Source organism: Pantoea sp. Ae19-2, assembly GCF_059801205.1.
In genome coordinates this window covers 3,179,501-3,198,899 of the sequence record NZ_JBCHWE010000001.1, presented here as the reverse complement: position 1 = coordinate 3,198,899, position 19,399 = coordinate 3,179,501, and the positions used below count along the sequence as shown (strand labels likewise).

Here is a 19,399-nt window from a genome sequence, read left to right as displayed (position 1 = left end):
GATTCCGGGAGCGTCATGCGCCCCGGATAATCCCTGTGGCGAAACGCGCTGGATAAGCCTGTCGGTATCTTCGTTCGCGCTGGCTTCTTACTGAAGCCAGCCTCTTCAGACCGGATAAACACACCGATATGCCGCGTCATATCAGAACCCCGCCGTCACGCCTCCTGTTTTTTGCCCGGCTGAGAGCCCTTCTTCTTTTGTTTTCGCACCGATGGAGGTGATTTTCGCCATCTCTTCCTCTTCCAGCGCCGAATATAAGCTGTTTTATGTGATCAAGATCACATAAAAAGACATTAGCCACCTTTATGAGAATGCTTACCCTTTTAAAAGTTGAATGATAATGATTATTATTAATGTTGTCATTATCGTTAAAAAGCGCATATTTAATGCAAATTAACCACATAAAATGTAGTTTTTAATGATTTTTTTAAACATAAATTCTTAATTTTCTTGATCTCATGGGTTAGCCAGCTCGGCTAAAGGTTACTGAATCTGAACTGACTCGCGCGGTCTGGCGCATGCTGCTGCCCTGTTTTCACGGTGGCCGGGCGGCCTACGTCTTTAACAAAGGAACAGGATATGGTGTTACGTAAGCAAAATCTGTCGGTGCCTCGCCGACATCTGCCTGATGAGGTCCTGACTGCTCAGGACTTTATCTTTAACGACGCGCAAATCCCTGCGTGGCATCAGCAAACGCAAGAGGCGCTGGCGCTGATCTCCAGCACCGTTCAGCGCGTTGAAAAGCCCTTCAGCGGTATTCTGCCCCACGAGCTGGCTCCGGCTTTCAGCGCTGTCGATCTTGACCAGCCGCTGGGAAATAACGAGGCCGCGCTGGAAGAGCTGCGGACGCTTTATCTGCGCGATGCCGTCTGGTTCCACCATCCCAAATACGTGGCGCACCTTAACTGCCCGGTTGTACTGCCGTCTCTGCTGGCCGAGCAGATCATGGCGGCAGTCAACAGCTCCGTGGATACGTGGGACCAGAGTGCGGGCGGAACGCTGATAGAACAGAAGGTGATTGACTGGACGCTGGGCCGCATCGGTCTGCCTGCGAGCGCAGACGGCATCTTTACCAGCGGCGGGACGCAGTCGAACCTGATGGCGATGCTGCTGGCGCGCGACAGCTGGTGCGCCGCACATCATCCGGGCCACCTGATCAAACATCAGGGCCTGCCTGCCGATGCGGCAAAATGGCGCGTGTTGACCTCCAGACTGAGCCACTTCAGCATCCAGAAATCGATGGCCATTCTCGGCCTGGGCTACGATGCGGTCATCCCGGTAGCGTATGACGACCATTACCGCATGGACAGCGTGCAGCTTGAGCAGGAGATTCAGCGCTGTCATGAGCAGGGCCTGATCCCCATCGCCGTCGTTGCCACCAGCGGCACCACCGATTTCGGCAGTATCGATCCGCTGGAAAGCATCGCGAAACTTTGTCAGCAGCACGGCATCTGGATGCACGTCGACGCGGCATACGGCTGCGGCCTCCTGGTTTCCGAACAGCATCGCCAGCGCCTCAACGGCATTGAAAAAGCCGACTCGGTGACGGTGGATTACCACAAGTCATTCTTCCAGACCGTAAGCTGTGGCGCGTTCTTTGTGCGCGAGAAACAGCACCTTAGCCATGTGACGCACCATGCTGATTACCTCAATCCGCTTAGCGCCCAGCAGGAAGGGACGCCAAACCTGGTCAATAAAAGTATTCAGACCACGCGTCGGTTTGACGCGCTGAAAATGTGGCTGACCTTACGCATTATGGGGCCGTCTGCACTGGGTGAGGCATTCGATACCATTCTGACGCTGACTCAGGCAACCCATCAGCGGCTGAACGCCCATCCGGCGATTGAGGTTCTGCATGCGCCTGAACTGACCACCCAAATCTTCCGCTTCGTGCCACGCCCTGGCATGAATCCCGCACAGCTGGATGCCATCAACGCCGGTATCCGCAAGGCGCTGTTCCGATCCGGTAATGCGGTGATTGCCGGGACCAAAGTGGAGGGGCGGCAGTACCTGAAATTTACCCTGCTGAATCCCACCACCTCGGTGGCTGACATTGAAGATGTGATCGCCCTGATTGCCCATTACGGTCGAGAACAGGCGCGTGACGTGACATTACCCGTGGCTAACCAGTGAGAACGGTGCAATGAACAACCAGGTGTATGACTTTATCGGTATTGGTATCGGTCCTTTTAATCTCAGCCTGGCCTGCCTGAGCGAACCGGTTGAGGGGCTGAAGGGGATTTTTCTGGATCAAAATTCGGGATTCGACTGGCACACCGGCATGATGCTGGAGAGTGCGCATCTGCAAACGCCCTTTATGGCTGACCTGGTGACGCTGGCCGATCCCACCAATCCCTATAGCCTGCTCAATTATATGAAACAGAAAGGGAAAATTTATTCGTTTTACATTCGCGAAGACTTCTTCCTGATGCGTAAAGAGTACAACCAGTACTGTCAGTGGGCCTGTTCACAGCTGAGTAATTTACGCTGGAACACGCGCGTAGACTATGTAAGCTACGACGATGCCCGACAGTGTTACTGCGTTCGCTCGGTGGATACGCTCACGGGTCAGCAGCAAGAGTGGCTGGCCCGTAAGCTGGTGTTGGGCACCGGACCCACCGCCTGGGTGCCGGCGTGCAGCCGACCGCACCAGTCGCGTTTCACCCATTCCAGCCAGTATCTGGCAGACAAAGCGGAATTGCAGAAAAAAAGCACCCTCACCGTGCTGGGAAGCGGGCAGAGCGCTGCAGAGATCTATTACGATCTGCTGACGGACATCGATCGGTTTGGCTATCAGCTGAACTGGATCACCCGCGCGCCGCGTTTTTATCCGCTGGAATACACCAAACTGACCCTGGAGATGACCTCGCCAGAATGGGTCGACTACTTCCACGCGCTGCCGGGGGAGAAGCGCGATGCGCTGAACGCGCGCCACAAAAATCTCTACAAAGGCATTAACAGCACGTTAATCAACGACATCTACGACCTGATGTACGTCAAGCAACTGGATGGCGCGCTAGACGTTAACCTGTTCACCCATTCTGAACTTACCGGTATGCGCTGGTTGCCAGGCGGTGAATGTGAACTCGCGCTGCATCATCAGGAACAGGATTGTGCTTACACGCGTCGTACTCAGGGCCTGGTCATGGCAACGGGTTATCAGTATCGCCCGCCGATGTTTATCGAAGGCATCAGCCAGCGTCTGCGCTGGGATGAGAAGGGCCGTTACGACGTCCAGCGCAATTACAGTATCGACCTGCACAACCAGGTCTTCGTCCAGAACGCGGAGCTGCATACGCATGGTTTTGTGACGCCGGATCTTGGCATGGCCTGCTATCGCAACTCGGTGCTCCTGCGTGAACTCACCGGGCGGGAAGTTTATCCCGTTGAGCGTCAAATCGCCTTCCAGACTTTCCCGGCCCAAACGGAACACTAATATGTCACAGTCCACACTTTTCACTGCGGCCCGTCCAGCGGGTCAGTTTACTCTTCGTCCCCTGCTGCCCGCTGATGTGAGGCTTATTCACCGCTGGGTCACGCGCGACTACGCCCGCTTCTGGGGAATGCAGGATCACGCGCCAGAGCAGGTCGCCGAATTCTATCAACAGCTGACGGCAAAAGATCCCCATGCGGCGTTAATCGGCTGCTGCGATGGCGAACCGGCGTTTCTTATCGAATGTTATCGTGCCAGTGAGGATGAGGTCGGCAGGCATTATCCCGCCCAGCCAGACGACTACGGCATGCATATTCTGATCGCGCCCGCGGTGACACCGGTCAGCCAGTTTAGCTGGCAGGTGTTCAGCACGGTCATGGACTACATGTTCAGCCGCCCCGAGGTTAACCGCGTGGTGGTCGAGCCGGACGTGCGCAATGACAAAATTCATCGCCTGAATAAACGTGCGGGTTTTCGCTATCAGCACACCATTGATATGGGACATAAAACGGCCTGGTTGGCTTTCTGCCAGCGCGATGATTATCAGCAGGCCCTACTGCAGGATTCACTTATGAATAACACCACACCGCTGTTGAACGGTTCACACCTCACCGGACATGACTGGCTGCAGGCCAACCGTTTACTGATTCGCAAAGCCATTGCCGAATTTGCGCACGAGAAGCTGATCACCCCTGTTGATGTCGGCAGTGGCCGTTACCAGCTGGCCGTGCCGAATGGCGAATCAGAATATGTTTTTTCCGCACAACGGCTGGCGCTTGACCACTGGGAAATCGATGTGGCTTCCCTGCAAAAACAGGAAAACGGCCACCGTTTACCGCTGGATGCGCTGCAGTTTATTGAAGAGTTCAATGCCCAAATCGGCATCCCTCAGGCGCTGTTGGCGACCTATATGGAAGAGATTAGCAGCACGTTGTGCAGTAGCGTGTTTAAACTGCAGAAGAACAATCCAGACAGCCAGGCGCTGGTGAAGGCGGACTTCCAGACCCTGGAGTCGTCGATGACGGAAGGGCATCCCTGCTTTGTCGCCAATAACGGCCGTATTGGTTTTGATGCACGCGATTATCTCGCTTATGCGCCTGAGGCGGCGACGCCGGTGAGATTGATCTGGGTCGCCGTGCATCGACGTAATGCTCACTTCTCCAGCATCAGTGAGCTGAGCTATGCGCGGCTGTTGCAGGAGGAGTTAGGACAGGCTGCCCTCGACCAGTTCGCCGCTCAGCTGGCGAGCAAAGACGTCGTTGCCGAAGACTATATCCTGATGCCGGTCCATCCCTGGCAGTGGCAGAATAAACTGCTGACGGTGTTTGCTGCGGATATTGCTAACCAGGACATTATTTATCTTGGAATCGGTGAGGACCATTATCAGGCTCAACAGTCGATTCGCACCTTCTTTAACCGCAGCCAGCCGCAGAAACGCTATGTGAAAACGGCGCTGTCGGTGCTGAACATGGGCTTTATGCGCGGTCTTTCGCCTTACTATATGGCGACCACGCCCGCGATTAACGAATGGCTGGAAACGCTGGTGGCAAACGATAGCTGGCTCCAGCGCTGTGATTTCCGCATCCTGCGTGAAGTGGCCGCGGTGGGCTATCACAACCGACATTACGAACGCGCGATCAAAGGCGACTCTGCCTACAAGAAAATGTTTGCGGCCCTGTGGCGTGATAATCCGGTCACTGACCTGCAGCCTGGCCAGCGTTTAATGACCATGGCGGCGTTTCTGCATGTCGATCATCAGCAGCAGCCGTTATTACCGGCGCTGATCGCCGATTCGGGGCTGCCAGCGGAACAGTGGATTGACCGTTACCTGAACTGCTATCTAAGCCCGCTGCTGCATTGCTTTTATCAACACGATCTGGTGTTTATGCCTCACGGCGAGAACCTTATTCTGCTGCTGGAAAATAATGTGCCGGTCAGCGCCTACATGAAGGACATCGGCGAGGAGATTGCGGTGATGAATCCGGATGCGGTTCTGCCTGAAAAGGTGCAGCGGCTGGCGGTGGACGTGCCTGAACATCTGAAGCTGCTGTCGATTTTTACCGACGTCTTCGACTGCATTTTCCGCTTTATCAGCGCGATTTTGCATCAGTCTGATACCTTGTCGGAAACCCAGTTCTGGCAGCGGGTGGCGCAGTGCGTCAAGGACTATCAGCAGGCCCATCCGCAGCTTGCCAGTAAGTTCGCCCGCTACGATATGTTTGCGCCCGAATTCACCCGCTCTTGCCTGAATCGCCTGCAGCTGGCGAACAATCAGCAGATGATTAACCTGTCCGATCCTGCAGAAAACCTCAAGTTTGCCGGTACGCTGGAGAATCCCATCGCCAAATGGCGGTAACGGGATAATGACCTCCTATCACATCAGCGCGGTCGCTCAGTCGACCGCGTTTTTTATCGTTTTTCTGGACATTATTCACGATGGCTCTTTTTCAACCGGTCTCGCGCCTCACGCGTCGACATTTCCTGTTCCCCTTATCGCTGGTGTTATTTGAGTTTGCCACCTATCTGGCGCACGACATGATTCAGCCAGGCATGCTGCTGGTCACGCAGGCATTTCACGTGGGTCCGGAGTGGGTCTCCACGTCACTGACCGCTTACCTGATGGGCGGCATACTGCTGCAGTGGCTGTTGGGCCCGCTATCCGACAAGCTGGGACGACGTCCGGTGCTGCTGGCAGGCGTTGCCTTTTTCATGCTGACCTGCCTCGCAACCCACTGGGTGCAGAGCATTGGGCAGTTTATCCTGCTGCGCTTTCTTCAGGGCATCAGCCTGTGTTTCATCGGTGCAGTCGGTTATGCCGCCATTCAGGAGGCATTTGACGAAGCGCTCAGCGTAAAGATGATGGCGCTGATGGCTAACGTGGCGCTGCTGGCACCGCTGGCCGGGCCGCTGGCGGGCACGGCGTTTCTGGCTGTTGCGGACTGGCGCACGCTGTTTCTGTTTTTTGCCGCCCTGTCTGCTCTGGCATTGACGGGCCTGTGGCTCTCGATGCCGGAAACGGCGGGCGACAGAAACACCTCCGTGTCGCTGAAGTCCCTGGCTGCCGGCTATTACGCCTTGTTAAAAGATCGCCAGGTGATGTGCGGTTCACTGGCCATCGGCCTGGTGACGATTCCCTGTCTGGCCTGGGTAGCGCTTTCTCCCGTTATCCTGATTCACGATCTGGGACTGAGCCGCATGGATTATGCGCTGCTCCAGTTACCGGTCTTTCTGGCGATGATCGCCGGAAATCTGCTGCTGGGGCGGCTTGCCAGCCGTCTGCCGGTTGAACAGCCGCTGCGGCTGGGGGCCTGGCCGATTATGGCGGGTTTGACGGTGGCCGCTGTTGGCACCTTTATCAATGCAGGCAACGCGGCATGGCTGACGGCGGGCCTGAGCCTTTACGGATTCGGCACCGGAATGGTGAATGCCGGGCTGTACCGACTGACATTGTTCTCCAGCCGGGCGGGCAAGGGCAGCGTCGCGGCGATGTTAGGGATGGTCAGTATGGTGGTGTTTGCGCTGGGCATTGAGGCGGTGAAAGCGGCGTACTTCGGAGGCGGAACGGCCTGGTTCAGCCTGATTAATCTGCTGTGCGGGCTGTTATGGCTGGCACTGGTGCGGTCGTTTCTGCGCGAAAAACAGCGGCGACACAGCACCGTAACGGCCTGAGGTGAGACAGGCGGCCAGGTGCCGCCTGTGGGAAGGATCAGAAATCGTAGCCGACGGTGGCAACGATGGTGCGTTCAGCCCCCCAGTAGCAGAAGCCGGTGCCATAGCAGGCGGAGACATAGTCGCGATCGGTCAGGTTATTTGCGTTAACCTGCACAAAAGCCCCTTTCAGGCTGCTGTTCCAGACGCCTAAATCGGTACGTACCGAGGCATCAAACAGCGTGGCGGAAGGCAGACGAGTGGTGTTTTCATTGTCTGCCCACTGCCGACCAATGTAACGGACGCCTGCACCTACGCTGATCCCGGCATCAAACTGGTATTTCGCCCACGCGGAAGCCATCGAGTTGGGCGTCACGTAAGGCGTATGACCGTTGTTACCGTCGATAGAATCTTTGAAGCGCACGTGGTTGAGCGTAAAGCTCGCCAGCGTGCTCAGGCGCGGAGTGAGCTGATTATGGGCTTCCAGTTCGAGGCCCTGAGAGTGCACTTTCCCGGCCGGTTCGTAATAAGAGCCTACCACCACGCGGTTACCCACATCATTTTGCGTCAGGTCGTACACGGCTGCTGAGTAGAGATCGGACGTGCCCACGGGCTGGTATTTAATCCCGGCCTCGTACTGCTCAGACGTGGTCGGCTTCAGCAGGTTGCCGTCCTGTCCGGAAAGCGATTGCGGCGTAATGGCCTGACTGTAGCTGGCATACGGAGAGATACCGTTATCAAATGCATAGAGCAGCGCCGCGCGACCGCTGACGTGATCGTCTTGACGGCGATATTGCGTATCCGTGCTGTACTGTCTGTTTTCAGACACGATCCGATCGTAGCGGCCGGAGAGATCCAGATGCCACTTGTCCCATTTCATCTCATCCTGCAGATACATACCGGTTTGGTAGTAACGGCGCTGTGAGTTCTGGAATACGTAAGCCGGATTCGTCCCCACGGCCTGGCCTGTCAGCGCGTTAAGCTGACTGGCTAAGCCACTGGCATCACGCAAATCATTGGTGTACTGATGATATTCCGCGCCCAGTACGACCTTATGATCTACCGGACCCGTGGCAAAATCGGCTTCCAGTTGATTATCGATCGCGTACGCATTCAGTGAAGAACGTGAACCGGAATAGTAGCGATTAAGCAGTTCAGACTGCGGTGAATCCCAGCCAGCCTGATAAACCTGATCCAAATCGACATTGGAGTGGGAATAGCTGGCATTGGAGCGGAAGGCCCAGGTTTCATTAAAGCGGTGAGCGAACTCCGCGCTGTAAATTTGCTCGCGACGTTTGAACTGATCCAGTGTGCTGTCGCCGTCATAAAAACCGGTGCTGAGCTTACGTCCGTTATGCTCGGTTATGCTGCCATCACCCGGCACGGCACTGTGATAGCCACCGGAAGGATCCTTCTGCAGATAGGCGCGTAACAGCAGTGACGTATCTTCATCCGGTTGCCACAGCAGCGAGGGCGAAATCGCATATTTTTCTTCGCGGGTATGATCGTACTGCGTATCGCTGTTGCGCGTGATGCCGGTCAGACGAAAAGCCCACTGATCGTTAATGGCGTTGGTGTAATCAAATGCGGCGCTGTTGGTGTTATGGGTGCCGGTGGACAGACGGAAATGTCCTTCAGGCGCGTATTGAGGACGCTTAGAGGTCTCCATCACTAAGCCACCGGGAACGGTTTGGCCATACAGGGCAGAAGAGGGGCCTTTGATCACGTCAATGCGTTCGAGGAACCAGGGATCAACCTGCAGCACGTTGTAGCTGCCCGGATCGCTCATCAGCCGCAGGCCGTCCAGGAAAATATTATCCACGTCGCCGCCGTGGAAACCGCGCAACGATACCGTATCGTAGCGGGTGGCCGCACCGGCGAAGTTCGTAAAGGCGCCCGCGGTGTAATTCAGCGCCTGATTCACATCCATCGCACCCTGATCGTCCATTTGCTGGCGCGTGATCACCGAGACTGACTGCCCGGTGGTGATCAGCGGACGATCGGTCTTGGTTGCGCCTTTACTGACGGTCGCCGTATAGCCTTCTGTCGGGGTTGTCGACGTTTCTTCGGGCTTTGCTGTGACCACCAGCGTGTTCGCGGCAAAGGTCACTGCAGGTGTGGCAATGGCGATGGAACACAGCAACGCTAACCGTTTCCGGCAGAAAGGCATTCTCATTGTTTATCCCTTACAAATGGTAGATACGCCGCTCCCGACAGAAGAAAGGAGCGAAAATTGGTGTTAAGAACAGGTTATTTACATTGAATGCAAATGAGAATTATTGCCTTTACTGTTAATCATTACAAGATGTCTACTGCGTTATTGTTAAAGAAATTGCAGGCTAACGGGGTAAACACGCGTGGAACGTGCGTCAGGGAAGCCTTTTCGGGCAGGTTGTATCGGGCGGGGCGAGGGAGAAACATTCAACACGCTTCACGTACAACGTGAAGGCAGGCCAGGCGATCTGGCCTGCCGGGGAGGAGATGTCAGATGGCAACCAGACCGCGCACGTTATCCGCCTCCATGTCACTGCCACGACCGCGCTGGATAATCTCGCCGCGCGACATCACCAGATAGCTGTCGGCCAACTCAGCGGCGAAATCATAGAATTGCTCAACCAGCAGAATCGCCATATCGCCGCGCTGCGCCAACTGACGGATCACCATGCCAATCTCTTTGATCACCGACGGCTGGATCCCTTCCGTCGGCTCGTCGAGGATCAGCAACTGCGGACGACTTGCCAGCGCGCGACCAATCGCTAACTGCTGCTGTTGTCCCCCGGACAGGTCGCCTCCGCGCCGCGACTTCATGTCGAACAGCACGGGAAACAGCTGATAGATCTCATCAGGCACCTGTTTGGCCTGTGAGGCGGAGAAGCGGGACAGGCCCATTAGCAGATTCTCCTCAACCGTGAGACGGGGGAAAATTTCGCGGCCCTGTGGCACGTAAGCGATGCCGGACTGCACGCGCTGATGCGGCTTGCGCGTCCCGATCGGCTTGTCCTGCCAGCGTACCTCACCCGATTTGGCCGGAATCAATCCCATCAGGCATTTCAGCAGCGTGGTTTTGCCCACGCCGTTACGGCCCAGCAGGCAGGTGATTTCGCCTGTTTTTACCTCAAACGACAGGCCGCGTAGAATATGGCTGCCACCGTAATACTGATGCAGTTCAGATACCTGTAACATTTAGCGCCCCAAATAAACGTCGATGACCTGCTCGTTGGCCTGAACCTCGCGCAGCGAACCTTCCGCCAGCACCTTGCCTTGATGCAAAACCGTGACGTAGTCGGCAATGGTTTCCACAAAGCCCATGTCGTGTTCAACCACCATGAGTGAGTGTTTCCCTGCCAGGCTACGGAACAGCTCGGCGGTATAGTCGGTTTCCGCATCGGTCATGCCGGCCGCAGGTTCATCCAGCAGAAGCAGGTGCGGCTCCTGCACCAGCAGCATGCCGATCTCAAGAAACTGTTTCTGCCCATGCGACAACAGGCCCGCCTGGCGGTGACGCGAACCCGTGAGCCGCAACAGGACGAGGACCTCGTCAATCCGATCCCGCTGCTCGCTGTTAAGCCGCGCGCGCAGGCTGGCCCAAACGGTTTTGGTGGTTTTCAGGGCAATTTCCAGATTTTCAAACACCGTCAGCGCTTCAAACACCGTGGGTTTCTGAAATTTGCGTCCGATACCGCGACGGGCAATCTCAACGGGGGAGTGGCTGGTCAGGTCATTATCCTGATCGTAAATGACCCGGCCCTTATCCGGTCGTGTTTTGCCGGTAATCACATCCATTAGCGTGGTTTTTCCTGCGCCGTTAGGGCCGATCACACAGCGCAGTTCGCCCTGTCCGATCTGTAAGGACAGATCGGACAGGGCGCGAAAGCCATCAAAAGAGACGGTGACGGCTTCCAGTTGCAGCACCGGATCGCGCTGAACACGATGACGATCGGCGGGAAATGATTGGGTATACGGGTGCTCAGTCATCTTTTCTCCGGCGCAGTAAGCCAATCACGCCACGCGGCAGAAACAGCGTGACCAGAATAAACATCATCCCCAGAAAGAACAGCCAGTATTCGGGGAAGGCAACGGTAAACAGGCTCTTCGCGCCGTTAACAATCGCGGCGCCCAGCAGCGGGCCAATTAAGGTGCCGCGTCCACCCAGTGCGACCCAGATAGCGGCTTCGATGGAGTTGGTGGGGGACATTTCACCGGGATTAATAATGCCGACCTGCGGCACATAAAGTGCGCCCGCCATGCCGCATAACACGGCGGACAGCGTCCAGACGAACAGCTTAAAGCCACGGGGATCGTAACCGCAGAACATCAGACGGTTTTCCGCGTCGCGGACCGCCGTCAGCACCCGGCCGAATTTACTGCGTGCCAGGACAAAACCCAGGCCTAAACTGACTAACAGCAATATCACCGTCGCGACAAACAGGCCGATGCGCGTGCCCGTGGCGGTAACATTAAAACCAAGCAGGGTGGTGAAGCCGGTAAAGCCGTTGTTGCCACCAAAGCCGGTTTCATTGCGGAAAAACAGCAGCATGCCGGCATAGGTCAGCGCCTGGGTCATGATGGAGAAATAAACCCCTTTGATTTTCGAGCGGAAGGCGAAAAAACCAAAGACCAGCGCCAGCAGGCCGGGAACCAGCACAATCAGGCACAGCGCCCAGGCAAAATGCTGGGTGCCCGCCCAAAACCACGGCAGCCGATCCCAGGAGAGAAAGGCCATAAAGGCCGGTACGCCGTCGCCCGCCGCCTGGCGCATCAGGTACATGCCCATCGCATAGCCGCCCAGCGCAAAAAACAGGCCGTGTCCCAGAGAGAGTAAACCGGCATAACCCCAGACCAGATCCAGCGCCACTGCGACCACGGCATAGCACAGAATTTTACCCACCAGGGTTAAGGTATAGGTCGATATCGCCAGCGGATGGGTGGCCGGCAGCAGCGCCAGAAATGGCATGATCAGCAGCATCAGCGTAACCAGTGCGCCAATACCCAGCGTCAGGCGCGGGGCCTGACGAGCCAGACGTAAGGAGATGGGTTGCGTCATTAGTCAGTCACCCTTCCTTTCACCGCAAATAACCCTTGCGGACGTTTTTGAATAAACAGCACGATCATGACCAGAATCAGGATTTTCCCCAGCACCGCGCCGATTTGCGGCTCCAGCACTTTATTGAGAATGCCCAGCCCCAGCGCAGCCACGACGGTGCCGGCCAGTTGCCCCACACCGCCGAGCACCACCACCAGGAAAGAGTCAATAATGTAGCCCTGGCCCAGTTCCGGTCCGACATTTCCCAACTGGGACAGGGCCACGCCGCCCAGCCCGGCGATGCCGGAGCCCAGGCCAAAAGCCAGCATATCGACTCGGCCTGTTGGCACGCCGCAGCAGTCGGCCATGGCCCGGTTTTGCGTTACCGCCCGCACGTTCATCCCCAGCCGCGTGCGGTTCAGCAGCAGCCAGGTCAGGATCAGCACAAACACCACGAACAGAATGACCGCAATACGGTTCCAGGGCAGAACCAGATTCGGCAGCACCTGCAATCCGCCGGACAGCCAGGCGGGGTTCGCAACCTCAAGGTTCTGCGCGCCAAACAGCATCCGCACCAGCTGAATCAGCATCAGGCTGATGCCCCAGGTGGCTAACAGGGTTTCCAGTGGACGGCCATACAGATGACGGATAATGGTGCGCTCCAGCGCCATACCGATAACCGCCGTTAACCCAAAGGCGACCGGGAGCGCCAGCAGCGGATACCAGCCGATGTAATGCGGCGCGAACTGCTGAAACAGGTTTTGCACCATCCAGGTCGCGTAGGCACCCAGCATCAACATTTCCCCGTGCGCCATATTGATCACGCCCAGCAGGCCGTAGGTAATCGCCAGGCCCAGGGCGGCAAGCAGCAGTATCGAACCCAGCGACAGGCCGCTAAACGCCTGGCCCAACAGATCGCCCCACATCAGGCGGCTTTTAATCTGTTGCAGGCTTTCTGTTGCCGCCTCGCGTACGGTTTCATCGGGCTCCACTGTGGGCTGGGTCAGCCGTTGCAGGCTGGCCTGGGTGTTAGGATCGCCGGACTCGCCCAGCAGTTTCACCGCCCGCAGCCGAACCATGGGCTGAGGGCTGGACAGTTGCAGGCTGGCCGCCGCCATCGCCAGCGCGGCATGCACGCGCGCATCCTTTTCGAGGCTCAGGCGTTGCGTAATCAGCGGGAGAAGATCGGCGGCGGCGTCATTTTGTAACTGCTGTGCCGCACTCAGGCGTACGCTGGCGTCGCTGCTCACCAGTTGATGTGCGGCGAGCGCACTGGCGACCAGCACGCGCAACCGGTTATTCATAAACAGTTTTTTTAGCGCGCCCTTCGGCTGTGATGACGTATCCAGCGGCTGGAGCCCATTACCGGTTTGGCTAAAAGGATGACGATCCTGATCCGTGACCACGGTTTCGGCTTTCAGCGCCTGAAGCAGCGGCAACCGGCTGACATCTGGCGCAGCGGCCCACTGTTGCAGCAATTCCGCCTGCTGAGCGCGGCTCGCCGCGGCGAAGTCGGCCGCCGGTCCGGCGCTGGCAAACAGCGGCAGGAGCAGCAAAAAACTAAAGAAACACAGGCGAAGCGTCATGGGAGAGCCTCATCAAATAGGCGATCATAGGGAGTCCTTACTGCCGCCCCACAGAGGGATCAGGGGCGGCACCTGTCTTACTGAGACGTTTTCACCGGGTGATCGGGTTTTTTGTCATTACCGGGGATATACGGGCTCCAGGGCTGGGCGCGTACCGGTTTGTCGGTTTGCCAGACCACGTTGAACTGACCGTTTTCTTCCACTTCGCCAATCATCACGGGTTTATGCAGATGGTGGTTAGTCTGATCCATCGTCAGGGTAAAGCCATCCGGCGCTTTAAAGGTCTGCCCGGCCATGGCGGCGCGCACCTTATCCACGTCGGTGGTGCCCGCTTTTTCGACGGCCTGCGCCCACATATGGATCCCTACGTAGGTCGCCTCCATCGGATCGTTCGTCACAACGCTGCTGGCATTCGGCAGGTTATGGGCTTTGGCATAAGCACGGTAATCGGCGACAAATTTGGCGTTGGTCGGGTTATCCAGCGATTCGAAGTAGTTCCAGGCGGCGAGCTGGCCGACCAGCGGTTTGGTATCAATTCCACGGAGTTCTTCTTCGCCCACTGAGAACGCCACCACCGGTATGTCGGTGGCTTTGATGCCCTGATTCGCCAGCTCTTTGTAAAACGGCACGTTGGAATCCCCGTTGATGGTGGAGACCACCGCGGTTTTCCCGCCTGCGGCGAACTTCTTGATATTGGACACGATGGTCTGGTAATCGCTGTAGCCGAACGGGGTATAAACTTCTTCGATATCTTTATCCTGTACGCCTTTGGTGTGCAGGAAAGCCCGCAAAATTTTGTTGGTCGTGCGGGGATACACATAATCTGTTCCCAACAGGAAGAAGCGTTTCGCGCCGCCGCCATCCTGGCTCATCAGGTATTCCACTGCCGGAATGGCCTGCTGGTTAGGGGCTGCCCCGGTGTAGAATACGTTCGGTGACATCTCTTCACCTTCATACTGTACCGGGTAGAAGAGCAGACCGTTCAGCTCTTCGAAGACCGGCAGCACGGATTTTCGTGATACCGAGGTCCAGCAGCCAAACACCACCGCAGTTTTGTCCTGGGTCAGCAGCTGGCGCGCCTTTTCGGCAAAGAGCGGCCAGTTTGAGGCGGGATCCACCACCACCGGTTCGAGCTTTTTACCCAGCACGCCACCTTTCGCATTGATTTCATCAATGGTCATCAGGGCGACATCTTTCAGTGGCGTTTCGGAAATCGCCATAGTGCCGGAAAGCGAGTGCATAATACCCACTTTGATGGTGTCAGCCGCCTGGGCGCTCCATGAGAATCCCATACCTGCAACGGTAGCGGAGAGTGCAAAAGCCTTGAGCAATGAACGTCTTTTCATCAATGTTAAACCCCTGGTTAGATGGATGCGTTATTCGATGGGTTGGAGCCTGGCCTGCTGTAACATATGGATCGTGATCTTCCTGACCTCAGCCTTACTGGCGGCAATGTGTTCGCTCAGCATCTGCTGGGCTTTGCCGGTCTGCTGCAAAAAAATGGCCTGTAAAATTTGCGCGTGCTCGCGATACGTCGCCGCGATCCTGTCTTCGCGGGTAAAATCGAGACGACGGATAATGCGGATCTTCTCGGTCAGTTCAGCGTGAATACGCGCGATTTCACTGTTGCCTGCGGCGGCGACCAGCGTCATATGAAAGGCCTCATCGTGCTGCGACACTTTCTTGCCGTCGTCCAGCCGGGCGGCCTCACACCAGAACTGATAAAGCTCGCGCAGCCGGGCGGCGCACTGCGCCGAGGGCAGTTCGCACAGACGCTTCACGGCTTCGCACTCCAGTACCGTGCGCAGATCGTACAGCTCTTCGAAATAGGCAAAATCGAAGGTTTTGACCTGCCATCCGCTGCGAAACCACACATCGACATAGCCTTCACGCTCCAGCCAGAACAGCGCCTGCCGGACTGGCGTGCGGCTTACCGCCATACGTTCAGCAATTTCACTTTCGCTGAAGCGGTCACCGGGCATCAGGCGAAACTCAAAAATGTCGTTTTTCAGCGTCTGGTAAACACGTTCCGCCAGGGCTTCCGGACGCGCTTTATTACGGGGTAAACGGGTTGTCATCGGCCCTCCTTATTCCAGCCACAGCAGCGTATCGCCAGGGCTGACGGCGCGCCCTGCCTGACAGGCGATGCGTTTCACCCGACCGGCGCAGGGGGCTGCAATCGCCAGCTCCATTTTCATTGCCTCAACAATCACCAGCGTCTGACCCGCGCTGACGTCATCCCCGGGCTGTACCAGCACTTTCCAGATATTGCCGTTCATATCTGCCTGCACCGCGTGCGCGCTGTCATCTTCAGCGGAGGTATGAGGCGTGATATCTGGAGGAGAGGCGATCTCCTGTTCCTCCTGCGACCAGCGCGTGACTTCCTGCTCGAAAGCCGCTGCCTGACGCTGGCGAAACGCCGTGATGTCCTGAGCGTTATCCGCCAGGAATTGTTGGTGAGCGGCAAAATCAAATTCAGTTTCGTCAATACGCAGCGTGGCGCGACCTTCGCGGAAATCGTCACGTAACTGCGTCAGCGCCTCTTCCGTTACGGGATAAAAGCGCACCTGATCGAAGAAGCGCAGCAGCCAGGGTTCGCCAGCAGTAAACTGCGCATTTTTGAGGAACTTGTTCCAGATAGGTAAGGTACGGCCCACCAGCTGATAGCCGCCGGGCGAGTCCATGCCGTAAATGCACATATACATCCCGCCGATGCCGACGGTGCCTTCTGCCGTAAAGGTACGGGCCGGGCTGTATTTGGAACTCAGCAGGCGGTGACGGGGATCGACAGGCACGGCGCAGGGCGCGCCAAGGTACACATCCCCCAGCCCTAAAATCAGATAGCTGGCATCAAAGATCGTGTCGCGGACCTGGTCGCGGCTGGTTAATCCGTTAATGCGCTGAATAAAATCGACATTATTTGGCAGCCAGGGCGCGCTGGCACGCACGGTTTCTTTATAGCGTTCCACCGCACCGAGCGTCGCGCTGTCTTCAAAGGCCATCGGCAGCCAGACGATGCGTGACGGAACTTTCAGGTGACTGACATTGCCGAGCATCGCTTCCCGTTCCAGCAGCACGTTCATTAACTGCGACTGACTCAGGACCAGGCTGTCGTAGCGAATTTGCAGCGAGCGCACGCCGGGAGAGAGCTCTTCGATCCCGGTAACAGGCTGAGCACGCAGCGCCTCCATTAATAAATGCACACGCAGACGCAATGCCAGATCGAGGACGTTGTCGCCATATTCGATGAGGATGTATTTATCACCGGCCTGGCGATAGACCGCCCTGGGGGAGGTTTCCGTGGCGGCGACAGCGGCGAGCAGGGTGCCGGAACCAAAGCGGTTTTCAGCCAGCGAGGGGACGTCAAACGTGGGCGCAGAGTGGGGCCGCAGCGTGGCAATCACCTGCTTCTGAGCCTGTTCCCGCGCGGTCGCTTCCTCTACGCTGATGGGGTGAAAACGGATGCTGTCACCAGGTTTAACCTGACCGACTTTCCACAGCTCGGCTTTGGCTATCGTTACCGGGCAGACAAAGCCGCCAAGGCTGGGGCCGTCGTGGGTGAGGATCACCGGGAAGTCACCGGTAAAGTTGACTGCGCCGATAGCATACTCGCAGTCATGTACGTTGGAGGGATGCAGACCGGCCTCACCGCCGTTAGCACGAGCCCAGCTCGGTTTTGGCCCGACCAGGCGTACGCCAAGGCGGTTTGAGTTGTAGTGTACCTGCCAGTCGCTGGCAAAAAAGTCGTCGATGGCGGCCTGGGTGAAGAAGTCAGGTGCGCCGTGCGGCCCGTACAGCACGCCAATGTGCCATTCGTTCGTGTAGGTCGGTATCAGCGCCGGGCTGAGCGCCAGGGGCGCGCTGATCGGGGCCGGTGTGGTACAGGCGGCCAGCAGCGGCTGGGAAACCGGCAGCATATCGGCAACCCGCAGCGTCCGCCCCGCGTGCCCACCAAACTGACCGAGCGAGAAAGTGGAGCGGCTGCCGAGGTATTCCGGTACGTCAAACCCATTACGGATGGCCAGGTAACAGCGACAGCCTTGCAGCGCGCGGCCCAGCGTGAGCGTTTGTCCCGCATTGACCGTGACAGGCTGCCAGTTTGCAACGGGTTCACCATCCAGCATGGCGGCGCAGTCAGCGCCGGTCAGGGCAATTGTCGTCGCACAATGAAAACGCAGCGTCGGGCCCTGTAAGGTAAATTCCAGTCCTGCTGCGGCCTCATGATTGCCGACGATACGGTTAGCCAGCCGGAAAGCATAGTCGTCCATGGGGCCGGAGGGCGGTACGCCGATATCCCAGTAGCCAAGGCGGCCCGGAACGTCCTGCACGGAGCTAAAGGTGCCGGGCTGCAGAACTTCCACCACCGGGGCCGATGGCGTGAAATCATCCAGAAAACCAGTCCAGACGTTGCCGCTCTGGAAGGCGTCGGTGGCGATGACCTGCCGCAGGTAATCAAGATTGGTGGCGATGCCGTGCAGTTGAGTGGCATTAAGCGCGCGTTGCAGTTTGGCCAGCGCGGCGTCCCGGGTTTCAGCATGAACGATCAGCTTGGCGATCATGGGATCGTAGTAGCTCGATACGTCGCTACCGGTGCTGATTCCACTATCGACGCGCACATCCTCGGGAAAGTGCACATGGGTTAAGACACCGGGACAAGGCTGAAAGTGTTTAAGCGGATCTTCAGCGTAGAGCCGGACTTCGATCGAGGCGCCCTGAGGTGCCTGCTGCAGGCGCGGCCAGTCGATCGCTTCATCGGCAGCCACGCGCAACATGCACTCGACCAGGTCAAGACCCGTGACGCATTCGGTGACCGGATGTTCAACCTGCAGGCGGGTATTGACCTCCAGGAAATAGAAGGCGTCCTGCTGCGCATCGTAAATGTATTCGACGGTGCCCGCGCTGCGGTAATTGACCACCTCGCCCAACCGGACTGCCGAGGCGAGCAGCGCATCGCGGGTTGCAGCGGGCAAACAGGGAGCGGGCGTTTCTTCTACCACTTTCTGGTTGCGGCGTTGCAAAGAGCAGTCGCGCTCGCCCAGAGCGACCACGGTGCCTTTGCCGTCGCCAAAGATCTGTACCTCAACATGGCGGGCATGATCGATGCAGCGTTCAAGAAATACGCCTGCGTCGCTGAAGAACTGTTCGCCAAGCCGGCGCACGCTCTCCCAGGCATGCCGGAGCGCCTCGGCATCCGCGCAGCGCGTCAGGCCGATGCCGCCGCCCCCGGCCGTGCTTTTTAACATCACCGGATAACCAATATTGCTCGCGGCGGCCAGGGCGTCATCCAGCGAGTCGAGCAGCGGCGTGCCTGGCGTCATGGGAACACCGGCGTGCGCTGCCAGTTCACGGGCACGGTGCTTTAAACCGAACTCACCAATTTGCTGCGCTGTCGGTCCAACAAATACGATGCCGGCCTCCTCACAGGCGGCGGCAAACGGCAGGCTTTCAGAGAGAAAACCGTAGCCCGGCCAGACAGCCTGGGCGCCGCTTTCCTGCGCGGCCGCCAGAATTTTATCAATGCGCAGATAGCTGTCGCTGGCTTTGTCACCGCCCAGACAAATAGCGATATCGGCATCTTTGACATGTTGCGCGTTACGGTCGGCATTGGAAAAGACCGCGATGCTGGTAATGCCCAAACGTTTCAGGGTACGGATAGCGCGGCAGGCAATTTCGCCACGATTGGCAATCAGAACGGTGCTGAACATGATT

The 19,399-nt window shown here is 57.3% G+C and carries 12 protein-coding genes; 4 read left to right on the top strand and 8 right to left on the bottom strand.

Annotated features, from left to right (window positions below; all coding sequences use genetic code 11):
* Positions 1-579: 579 nt before the first annotated feature.
* The 4 genes from AAIE03_RS14770 (at position 580) to AAIE03_RS14755 (ending at position 7,102) form a co-directional block, all read left to right on the top strand.
* Entirely contained in the window at positions 580-2,133 is a 1,554-nt protein-coding gene (locus AAIE03_RS14770; protein ID WP_029568443.1) for a pyridoxal phosphate-dependent decarboxylase family protein, read from the top strand.
* Between the two features lie 10 nt (positions 2,134-2,143).
* Entirely contained in the window at positions 2,144-3,436 is a 1,293-nt protein-coding gene (locus AAIE03_RS14765; protein WP_019106389.1) for a lysine N(6)-hydroxylase/L-ornithine N(5)-oxygenase family protein, read from the top strand.
* A 1-nt stretch (position 3,437) separates the two neighbouring features.
* On the top strand, positions 3,438-5,789 hold the full coding sequence (locus tag AAIE03_RS14760; RefSeq protein WP_022622273.1) for a GNAT family N-acetyltransferase: 2,352 nt from the start codon (positions 3,438-3,440) through the stop codon (positions 5,787-5,789).
* Positions 5,790-5,869: 80 nt separating this feature from the next.
* Complete coding sequence (locus tag AAIE03_RS14755; protein ID WP_014595295.1) at positions 5,870-7,102, top strand: MFS transporter; 1,233 nt, start codon at positions 5,870-5,872, stop codon at positions 7,100-7,102.
* Positions 7,103-7,139: 37 nt separating this feature from the next.
* On the opposite strand, the gene AAIE03_RS14750 is transcribed toward AAIE03_RS14755, so the two are convergent.
* The 8 genes from AAIE03_RS14750 to uca form a co-directional block, all read right to left on the bottom strand.
* Entirely contained in the window at positions 7,140-9,257 is a 2,118-nt protein-coding gene (locus tag AAIE03_RS14750) for a TonB-dependent siderophore receptor (RefSeq protein ID WP_498563061.1), read from the bottom strand.
* 308 nt (positions 9,258-9,565) lie between these two features.
* Complete coding sequence (urtE, locus tag AAIE03_RS14745) at positions 9,566-10,264, bottom strand: urea ABC transporter ATP-binding subunit UrtE (RefSeq protein ID WP_029568447.1); 699 nt, start codon at positions 10,262-10,264, stop codon at positions 9,566-9,568.
* Entirely contained in the window at positions 10,265-11,056 is a 792-nt protein-coding gene (gene urtD / locus AAIE03_RS14740; RefSeq protein ID WP_029568448.1) for an urea ABC transporter ATP-binding protein UrtD, read from the bottom strand.
* Entirely contained in the window at positions 11,049-12,125 is a 1,077-nt protein-coding gene (urtC, locus tag AAIE03_RS14735) for an urea ABC transporter permease subunit UrtC (protein ID WP_013024537.1), read from the bottom strand. The genes urtD and urtC overlap by 8 nt, the downstream gene beginning before the upstream one ends.
* Positions 12,125-13,690 carry an urea ABC transporter permease subunit UrtB gene (urtB, locus tag AAIE03_RS14730; RefSeq protein ID WP_014595298.1) on the bottom strand — a complete coding sequence of 522 codons (1,566 nt, stop codon included), beginning with the start codon at positions 13,688-13,690 and terminating at the stop codon, positions 12,125-12,127. The genes urtC and urtB overlap by 1 nt, the downstream gene beginning before the upstream one ends.
* A gap of 77 nt (positions 13,691-13,767) precedes the next feature.
* The gene (gene urtA, locus AAIE03_RS14725; RefSeq protein ID WP_015700992.1) at positions 13,768-15,036 is read right to left on the bottom strand and encodes an urea ABC transporter substrate-binding protein; all 1,269 of its coding nucleotides are present in this window, start codon (positions 15,034-15,036) and stop codon (positions 13,768-13,770) included.
* 30 nt (positions 15,037-15,066) lie between these two features.
* On the bottom strand, positions 15,067-15,768 hold the full coding sequence (locus AAIE03_RS14720) for a GntR family transcriptional regulator (protein ID WP_013024540.1): 702 nt from the start codon (positions 15,766-15,768) through the stop codon (positions 15,067-15,069).
* Positions 15,769-15,777: 9 nt separating this feature from the next.
* On the bottom strand, positions 15,778-19,395 hold the full coding sequence (uca, locus tag AAIE03_RS14715; RefSeq protein ID WP_210456414.1) for an urea carboxylase: 3,618 nt from the start codon (positions 19,393-19,395) through the stop codon (positions 15,778-15,780).
* Positions 19,396-19,399 lie beyond the last annotated feature (4 nt).